This window comes from Secundilactobacillus paracollinoides DSM 15502 = JCM 11969, assembly GCF_001311135.1.
Lineage (GTDB): Bacteria > Bacillota > Bacilli > Lactobacillales > Lactobacillaceae > Secundilactobacillus > Secundilactobacillus paracollinoides.
This window is the reverse complement of sequence record NZ_BBAG01000086.1, coordinates 1-8,681: the sequence shown is the minus strand read 5'-3', so window position 1 is coordinate 8,681 and position 8,681 is coordinate 1. Positions and strand designations below refer to the sequence as shown.

Below are 8,681 nucleotides of genomic sequence, written 5' to 3'. Positions count from 1 at the left end.
TTTAATTGAGGTCCGTGACGAGGTTGCCGATCAAGTGGAACTCCAGCTGGTGGCCTTTCCCCAAGAAGGCATTTTATCCTACCCAAATGGCAAGGAATTGATGATTGCCGCTGCCGACATGGGAGCCGACGTGATTGGCGGGATTCCCCACTTTGAATTTACCCGCGACTACGGCGTTGAGTCACTCAAATTCTTGATGAAAGTTGCCGAAAGCAAGGGCAAACTGGTCGACGTTCACTGTGACGAAATTGATGACCCGGCTTCACGGAATCTGGAAGTTTTGGCCACCTTGGCACTTGAAAGCGGCATGGGCGACAAGGTTACCGCCAGTCACACCACTGCTATGGGTTCGTACAACGACGCCTATACTTACAAGTTGTTTAGACTCCTGAAAATGTCTCACATCAATTTCATTGCCAATCCGTTAGTGAATACCAACCTTGGCGGTCGCTTCGATACCTATCCAAAGCGCCGGGGGATGACTCGGGTTAAAGAATTATCCGAGGATGGCATCAACGTTGCCTTTGGTGAAGATGACATCAAGGATCCTTGGTATCCCATGGGCAATGGTAACATGCTCGACCCGGTTGAAATGGGGATTCACGTTGGCCATTTGATGGGGTACGACGATATTATGAATTCCTATCAGTTTATTACGACCAACGGTGCCAAGGCGATGCATATCACTGGCCACTACGGGATCCAGGTCGGTAAACCGGCTAATTGTATCATTATGAATAATGACAATTTCTACAACGCCTTAAATGAACGCTCAGAAATTCTTTACTCCATTCATAATGGTAAGATTCTGGTTCAAACTGAGCCCAAACAAGTCAAAAACTATTTCGAAGATTAATTTAAAAGCACTCAGCCTTTTGACACACATTGCTGCGTCGGCTGGGTGCTCTTTTTGAATTGTGGGGGATTTCCAAGGTCATTGGTTGCCATTTCTCTGGAAATATGACACACTTTGATTGATGAGACACGAATTGGGGGATGAATGCGGTTTGGATATTTTATACTGTGGAGATGACCACATGTTTTCGGGGTTGATTATTTCAATCCTCTCACTGACAAAACACGCGCAAGAACCACTCAACATCTACATTTTAACTGGACAATTGTATAATCGTCATCAGCAATTTCAAGCGCTGACTGACGATCACGCAGCCTTTTTGAATCAACTGGTCAAGCGGGAAAATGTCGATAGTGGCGTTACCAAAATTGACATTACCACTCAGTTTGAGGCGGATTTGCCCAAGGCGAACATCAACACGTTATTCACGCCCTATAGTATGTTGCGGCTGTATAGTGATTTGGTGCCGCAATTTTCCGATCGGATTCTGTATTTGGACGCTGACGTTGTGTGTCGCCGGCCGTTTGAAGATTTTTATCATCAATCACTGGCAGGAACTGATTTTGTTGGCGTATTGGATCATTACGGTCGTTGGTTCTTCCATCATCAACAGAGAGCATTTGATTACATTAACTCGGGGATGCTCCTGATGAACCTGGATATGATCCGACAAGACAAATTACTGGCCCGCTGCCGGGAATGCTGCCGAAAATGGCCGATGATTATGCCGGACCAGTCCGCGATGAATAAGCTGGCCAAGCACAAGGCTTTTGCCCCTGAAAAATACAATGAGCAGCAGGATGTTCAATCTGACACCGTTTTTCAGCATTTCTCCACCCGCTGGAAATTATGGCCGATCGTCCACACGGTTTCGGTCAAGCCTTGGGAAGTTGATAAAGTTCACCAGCAACTTCATTTGCATGAATATGATGATATTTTAGCCGAGTATCAGGAGATTATGGCTGAATTGGATGCTGAAGGGGAATTGGAAACTGAGTGAGGGTGCGATGCGAGATGTGTTGCTCTTAGAATCTTAATGAACGAGCTGATTATTCCTGTTTTTGGAATGATTGGCTCTTTTTATATTTTGTCTTGATTGGATTGGTGTGCAGGAAGTGGAAGAATTATCGATTGGTTGGTGGGGTTAGGGGATTTTGAGATCCCTCCGGCCTTTAAAATACGCTCCGACGCAACTGAGGCTAACTTCTAAGTGCACTTTAATTAAAGTCCCAAACCCAGGGACTTCAATCAAAGTACCCTTAGAAACCGCCTCACCCGTTGCTCGTCGCGCTCTGATTTTTCACATACTCCCTATACAAAGGAGTCGTTTTCACTAACTGTTGGTGGGTTCCCTGGCCCGTTACCCTGCCGTTTTCTATGAAATAAATTTCGTCGGCGTTGGTAATTGTGCTTAGCCTGTGGGCGATCACCAATGTTGTTCGATTGGCCATCAACTGGTCCAGCGCTTTTTGGACCATCATTTCGGACTCGGAATCCAGCTCGCCGTTGCTTCATCCAACATTAAGATTTTTGGATTACGCAGGAAGGCCCGGGCAATCGCCAATCGTTGGCGTTGGCCCCCAGATACCTTGACTCCACGCTCACCGACTTCCGTGTCCAAGCCCCGAGGCATCTTCTGGACAAATTGCGTTGCGTAAGCCATTTCCAAGACATGCCAAAGCTGTTCATCGGAAAAATGCCCCGGCAAACCATAGGTTAAATTGTAACGAATCGTTCCAGACATGATCGCAGCGTCTTGGCCGACCAGGCCGATTTGCTGGCGCCAATCGGCAAGTTGAATATCAGTAATATTGGTATTGCCAATCGTGATGCTGCCCTCGTTAGGTTCATAAAAACGTTCAATTAAGCTGAAAATGGTTGATTTGCCACCGCCGGATGGTCCGGCAAAGGCAATGACCGAATTGGGTTCTGCCGTAAACGACACGTCGGATAAAATGGGGTGATGCTGATCATAAGAAAAACTGACGTGGTTCATCTGAAGTGTTTGATCGCCAATATCCAAATCCGTTCCAGTCAGACGATCTTCTTCATGAGTTTGCAATAATGCCTGGATTCGAGTGGTTGAGCACTTGCTTGGCAACATCAGACATGAATTGGCCGAGAACCGCAAATGGACTAATCATTTGAACCAGGTACATCAGAAATGAAAATAAGGTCCCAATATCAATGGCACCTTCCCGAACCCGGATCGCACCATAGCCCAGAATTCCCAGGACCATGGCCATCATGACCATGCCCATTACAGGTCCGGCAATTGAATCATAGATCGCTTCTTTTAACCCGATGCGATAAAGGCGATACATCCGTTTATCGCCGGCTGTTCGTTCTAAGTTTTCTGCGGTAGACGATTTGACTAGACGGACTTCGCCCAGCATTTCACCGGCTTTACCATTGAGATCTGCCAGTGCGTCCTGTCTCGCTCTGGCAACTTTGTGGGATTGGCGGACAATTGGCAGCAGGCAGATCAAGACGAGCGGAACGGCGATAAACATAATGATAGTCATCCGCCAGTCCATGATGAGCATTAAGACCAATGCGCCAACCAGTTGCAGAATCGAAGTTGCGGTTTTGGGAACCGAATTGGCCAACAGTTCCTTGACCTGTGTGGAATCATTGACCAACCTGGACGTTATTTCGCCAGATTTGGTTTGGTCAAAATAACCCACCGGCAGGGTTAAGATTTTATCCCAAAGTGTTGTTCGCAGCTTATAGACGACGTCTTCACCGAAGAGGCCTAAAATACTGCCAGAAAAGGCTCCAATAATGGTACTGAAAACGAATAGTAAAATGACGGCAACGATTAGGCCGACATCCATTGAATGACCGATTGAGTTGATGATCCCCTTGGCGATGCGGGAACCATCAATTGCATCGCCGTTGCGACAACTCCTAGAAAAAAACCAAACAGCAGTTGCCAGTAACGGGGGTGAATTCGGTTGATTAGGCCCATAAATGTTTTAAAGTTAAACTTGGTATTGTTCTTGGACTGAGCTTGCATCAAAATTATCCCCTAAATCCTTCTAATGATGTGTATACATCCATTGTTATCCCAAATATCCTAGCATAGCAAGCCTTAATTTTACACCAATTTCATCATTTAAAGGGCGATTTTTAGTGAATTGCCCTTTTTAAACGTCCCGTATGATAAAATAATGTCATATTTGGGGTAGAATGGTTCTGTTCATGATTTTAACTTCTCGGAAGAAAGGATGACATTGGTAATGACTAAACGGACATCAAAAGTGTTTACGTATCATGATTTTGATGATGACGTGGTCTTTACCAAAAATCAAAATGCCACCATTCCTGAGGGCTACATTTGGCTGCATCAAAATTGGTTTTACCGCGTAACGGCGACGGTCGTCTACTGGGTGGCGGTTGTTGTCAGCTTCGTTTATTGTCGGCTGTATTTGCGGACGTCTTTTCGAAACAAACGGTGTCTGCGCACCCAAGGCAAACGGGGCGCCTTCATTTATGCCAACCATACCCAGCCGCTGGGGGATGCACTTTTACCGATGCTGGTCGCAATACCCCGGCGGGCGTATCCGATTGCGGAACCTGCCAACCTTGGTATTCCAATCGTCGGTCGTCTCTTGACGATGGGTGGTGCGTTGATCCTACCCGCGAAATTATCACAAATGATCCAATTCCAGCGGGCGATGAATGCTCGATTGGACCAGCATCAACGAGTGTTTATCTATCCCGAAGCCCATGTTTGGCCGTATTACACCAAGATTCGTCCGTTTCCAGTTGGCGCATTCCATTATCCAGTCGCTGCCGACCTGCCCAGCTACAGCATGACGATTACATATCAAAAAGGCCGACTGTTGAGCCGACCCAAGCAGGTGGTATACTTCGACGGTCCGTTTATGCCGGACAAGTCACTTCCGCGTAAACAACGCCAACAAAAACTCCACGATCAGATTCATGCCCAAATGGTGACCCGCAGTCACCAAAGCAACGTGTCATTTATGACCTACCAGCATCAATCACATTGATTTAAGGGGGATTCATTATGGAAAATCAAACCGTGCCAATTTTTTACGCTGTCGATGACAATTATGCACCTTATCTGGCAGTTTCACTGGCTTCACTGGTCGCGCATACATCACCGGACAGGCATTACCAGGTGATTGTGTTGTGTGATGATCTCAATACCGACAATCAAGGGCGGCTTAAAGCCTTTGAAACGGACAACCTCAAAATTCAGTTTGTTTCAATTAATGACCGCTTGAAGCAAGAAATTACTGATAAGAATAACAAACTACGCAGTGACTACTTTACCTTTACAATTTATTTCCGGCTGTTTATTGCTGAATTGTTCCCCAAATTGGATAAGGCGCTCTACCTGGATGCGGACACGGTGGTTTTAAAGGACGTGGGTGAATTATTTGATACCCAGCTGGGGGATAACCTGGTTGGCGCAGTGCCGGATCACTTCATCGGCCACACTCCGGAAACGATTGACTATGCTGAACAAGCCGTTGGGATTGATTCACAGAAATACGTTAATTCCGGCGTGTTGTTGATGAACCTGGCTGAAATGCGCCGTTCAAAATTCGCTGAACACTTTTTGCAGCTCTTGAACAAGTACCATTTCAAGAGTTTGGCCCCGGATCAGGACTACATGAATGCCATCGCGAGAAATCGAATTTATTATTTGAACCCGTCATGGAACATCCAAATCACCACGCCACAGGATGTTGACCCCTGGCTGATTCACTATAACTTATTTGCCAAGCCGTGGCGCTATGATGATGCCCCTCGACAAAGCTATTTTTGGACCTATGCCAAACAAACCGATTACGAGACCATGTTAAAACAGCAGCTCGCAGATATGAATCCTAAAGAAGTTGCCCGTGATCAGAAGAATCAGTCCGATTTGATTCAATTAGCCGTTGATATTATTAAGACCCCAACGACATTTTACGCAAGGGCCAAGCAAGGAGTAAAAATTGCCCTATGACTTTTACACCGGTAAAGCTTGGCGAGCGTGACAAAGTGATTCAAAACATTGCTGAAAACGTCCGTCAGGGAAAATTTAATCAAAAAGTCGAACTACATGATCCAGTACTGACACTTACCGAGCAGCATGAGGTGTTGGACCACTTCTTGAAGCTTCACCAAACTAAACGTTATCATTGGCGGGCAGCCGAAGCCCGGTCGGTCATGAATATGGCTGCGAGGATGATGAATCCCAATTTAAAAGTTGAGGGGACTGACAATTTAAAGGCATTGGAATGGCCGGCAATCATTACCTGTAACCACTTTAGCCCGATTGACAGCCTGCTGGTTCGATCAGCCCTGAATCAACCTGATTTGTCGATTGTCGTTGAGCTCACCAACCTTAAAATGCCCGGGATGCTGGGATTTTTGATGACATACGCTGATACGATACCTGTCAGCGACAGCGTCAATTACATGGGCAAGGGGTTTATTGCCCTTTTGCAAAGTAGCTTGGCACGCAAACAGTCAATTCTAATTTATCCGGAACGGGAAATGTGGTTCAACTATCGCAAACCGCGGCCGCTTGAACGGGGAGCGTACTACTACGCCGTTAGATTGAATGTGCCAATCGTGTCCTGCTTTGTTTCGATGGTTGACGCCCCGACCAAATCGGATCCGCATGGCATCAATTATACGGTCCATGTGTTACCGCCAATTTATCCGGATGCGGTCGAAAAGTCGGCCACATCACAGCGGGAAGCTGCCGAAAAGATGCGCCAAATTGATTACCAACAAAAAGTTGCTGCCTATGAAAAGGCCTATGATCGTCAATTCACTAAGGATTTTAGTCCAGACGACATTGCTGGTCATTATCAATAACTAAATGGACAACAAAAAGGCATGACCGTGAACAAAATGATCTTTCATTCACAGTCATACCTTTTTTAGGATCGAATAACGAATTAGTTAGGTAGATTGCAAATTTAATCCGAATTTTTGGACAAATTTGCAATCTACCTATAGTTTAATCTATGAAATCAGAAAAAGTATACTAGTGGAAAAGTATATTTAGCGACTAGTATACTTTTTAAAATGCTTGTTTATCAGTGATTATAGGCCAATTATCATAAGTATACTTTTGCACTAGTATACTTATGACTGTTTTCTCTGATAAATGCTGTCGAAGATTTCTCTCTCTCTATCTGAAAGCGTGTTTTGCTTATATGCCTCAACAGCGCTTTCTACAAGTTCATACATTTTCACGTCTTTAATGTAAGCTAGACTCTTTATCGTGTCAAAAACAGGTGTATCGACCCTTAGGCTTTTTCTGTCCGCTGCGGAGTATTTAGTAGTTTTTTGTTCATCTCTGGAATCATCGACTGTTTTTTTATGTTCACTTCGAAGTGATCAGCATCTTTTTTAATCAAGGCCATCAGCACTTATCTCCTTTCCAAGTGGTGTTAGTTTTTTGCCATTGAGATATTTTGGCGTGTAGACATAATCGTCAGCAATATCTCCTTTACTTTCGAATTGGTCTATTCTTTCCATTAATTCCGCGTAAAGATCGGAAAAGAGTGCGAACATAGCACGATCGTGGTAGTCTTCAAACTGAACTCCGTATTCACCATAATTTTCAAGGCGTAAGTGACTTTTGATAATGGCATTGAATATATTCTGTTTACCAAAATATTTAACGGTCTTATCAACAATGAGCTGTTCAACCGTGTGAGTTTTGTCAAGCATGACTAACAGTATTCCCGCGACCTGAACATTAATCTCGTCGCTGAAGTCATCGTATAGAGTTTGAAGATAAGTTTTGGTTAGTTCCTTTGAACCCTCAAATGCGAATCTCTTGGTTTCTTGCACAACAATTACATAGTCAGTTGCAACCATTATGTTGTCGACTTTTATATCTGTTGCTGGTGGAGTGTCTATAAAAATAAAGTCATAGTCGTCTTTGATTTTATCTAGTAATTTTTTGAAGTAAAAGGTTCGTTCGTGGACACCCTTTATATGGTCGGCTACCCATGTGCCCCAGTTTCGAAAATCAGAATCTCCTGCAATGGCATCTAGATTTTCTGTTAGATGCGTGATTCCCTTACTTAGATCCTTATCATTTAAGCATCTTGTTATAGAAGCGGGCCAATTTGATTTATTAAAGGTCATACCGAGCATGAATGTACTGTTTGCTTGGAGATCCATATCAATATGTAAAACCTTTTTATGGAAAACGGTGGCAAGAGTGATTGCGAACATCACATTATTGGTCGTCTTGCCAACGCCCCCTTTTTGGTTACTTAAAGCGATTACGTACGTCATTGATAACACTCCTCTCATAAGTATACTTCTGCTACAAATATAGTATACCATATTGAAACCTGAAATCAAGCTTTTTTATCAAAAGTATACTAATGTAAAAGTATACTAATATACTCTTATACTTTTACATTAGTATACTCGTGGATTTGTGGATTAATATACTAAAAAACATCAAAAGTATACTTTTGATGTTTTTGTTTACATTTTCTTTGTTATGGTGTATGGTTACCTTAAATAAAAGAAAAGCGCCACCCAACGGCAATTGGGAAGCACTCGACAAAAAAATCTTTTTCATTCAACTAAAGAGATTATACCAGCAAAATGGTAAGATGTCGAGAATGGTGTGATTTCAAAACGGTAGGGGACAAGCTGCCGGGTAAAAACAAAGGGGACACGTGTGGTGAGCGACTTCTGTGCAAATTCACTGGATCTAGTTAATTAGATCCGTAGGCGGTAATTTAAAAATTTAAAAGTTTATTCGGGGGTAGTCGGACTACGTCCACCTTAAGCAACTTGGCATAACGCTAAGTTGCTTTTT

At 43.9% G+C, this 8,681-nt stretch carries 6 protein-coding genes and 2 pseudogenes; 5 read left to right on the top strand and 3 right to left on the bottom strand.

Annotation, left to right across the window (positions count from 1 at the left end):
• A partial coding sequence (locus JCM11969_RS15255) for an amidohydrolase family protein (RefSeq protein ID WP_054712551.1) occupies nucleotides 1–856 on the top strand: 856 nt, incomplete at its 5' end.
• A gap of 121 nt (nucleotides 857–977) precedes the next feature.
• On the top strand, nucleotides 978–1,856 hold the full coding sequence (locus tag JCM11969_RS15250) for a glycosyltransferase (RefSeq protein ID WP_082409412.1): 879 nt from the start codon (nucleotides 978–980) through the stop codon (nucleotides 1,854–1,856).
• Between the two features lie 271 nt (nucleotides 1,857–2,127).
• On the opposite strand, the pseudogene JCM11969_RS15245 reads toward JCM11969_RS15250, so the two are convergent.
• Nucleotides 2,128–3,875, bottom strand: a pseudogene (locus tag JCM11969_RS15245) (ABC transporter ATP-binding protein).
• A gap of 223 nt (nucleotides 3,876–4,098) precedes the next feature.
• On the opposite strand from JCM11969_RS15245, the gene JCM11969_RS15240 reads away from it, so the two are divergent.
• The 3 genes from JCM11969_RS15240 to JCM11969_RS15230 are packed head-to-tail and all read left to right on the top strand — an operon-like array spanning nucleotide 4,099 to nucleotide 6,703.
• The gene (locus tag JCM11969_RS15240) at nucleotides 4,099–4,875 is read left to right on the top strand and encodes a 1-acyl-sn-glycerol-3-phosphate acyltransferase (protein WP_054712545.1); all 777 of its coding nucleotides are present in this window, start codon (nucleotides 4,099–4,101) and stop codon (nucleotides 4,873–4,875) included.
• Between the two features lie 17 nt (nucleotides 4,876–4,892).
• Complete coding sequence (locus JCM11969_RS15235) at nucleotides 4,893–5,843, top strand: glycosyltransferase family 8 protein (protein WP_014386901.1); 951 nt, start codon at nucleotides 4,893–4,895, stop codon at nucleotides 5,841–5,843.
• Complete coding sequence (locus JCM11969_RS15230; protein ID WP_014386900.1) at nucleotides 5,840–6,703, top strand: lysophospholipid acyltransferase family protein; 864 nt, start codon at nucleotides 5,840–5,842, stop codon at nucleotides 6,701–6,703. Before JCM11969_RS15235 ends, JCM11969_RS15230 begins: the two co-directional genes overlap by 4 nt.
• A 273-nt stretch (nucleotides 6,704–6,976) precedes the next feature.
• On the opposite strand, the pseudogene JCM11969_RS20125 reads toward JCM11969_RS15230, so the two are convergent.
• Nucleotides 6,977–7,156, bottom strand: a pseudogene (locus JCM11969_RS20125) (hypothetical protein); the annotation flags it as partial.
• Nucleotides 7,157–7,243: 87 nt separating this feature from the next.
• Entirely contained in the window at nucleotides 7,244–8,143 is a 900-nt protein-coding gene (gene prgP / locus JCM11969_RS15225; RefSeq protein WP_054712542.1) for a ParA superfamily DNA segregation protein PrgP, read from the bottom strand.
• Between the last annotated feature and the right edge of the window lie 538 nt (nucleotides 8,144–8,681).

Bases quoted from the DNA above. Each gene is read 5' to 3' on its own strand.
- JCM11969_RS15250 (WP_082409412.1), top strand. From the start codon at position 978: ATGAGACACGAATTGGGGGATGAATGCGGTTTGGATATTTTATACTGT.
- JCM11969_RS15240 (WP_054712545.1), top strand. From the start codon at position 4,099: ATGACTAAACGGACATCAAAAGTGTTTACGTATCATGATTTTGATGAT.
- JCM11969_RS15235 (WP_014386901.1), top strand. From the start codon at position 4,893: ATGGAAAATCAAACCGTGCCAATTTTTTACGCTGTCGATGACAATTAT.
- JCM11969_RS15230 (WP_014386900.1), top strand. From the start codon at position 5,840: ATGACTTTTACACCGGTAAAGCTTGGCGAGCGTGACAAAGTGATTCAA.
- prgP (WP_054712542.1), bottom strand. From the start codon at position 8,143: ATGACGTACGTAATCGCTTTAAGTAACCAAAAAGGGGGCGTTGGCAAG.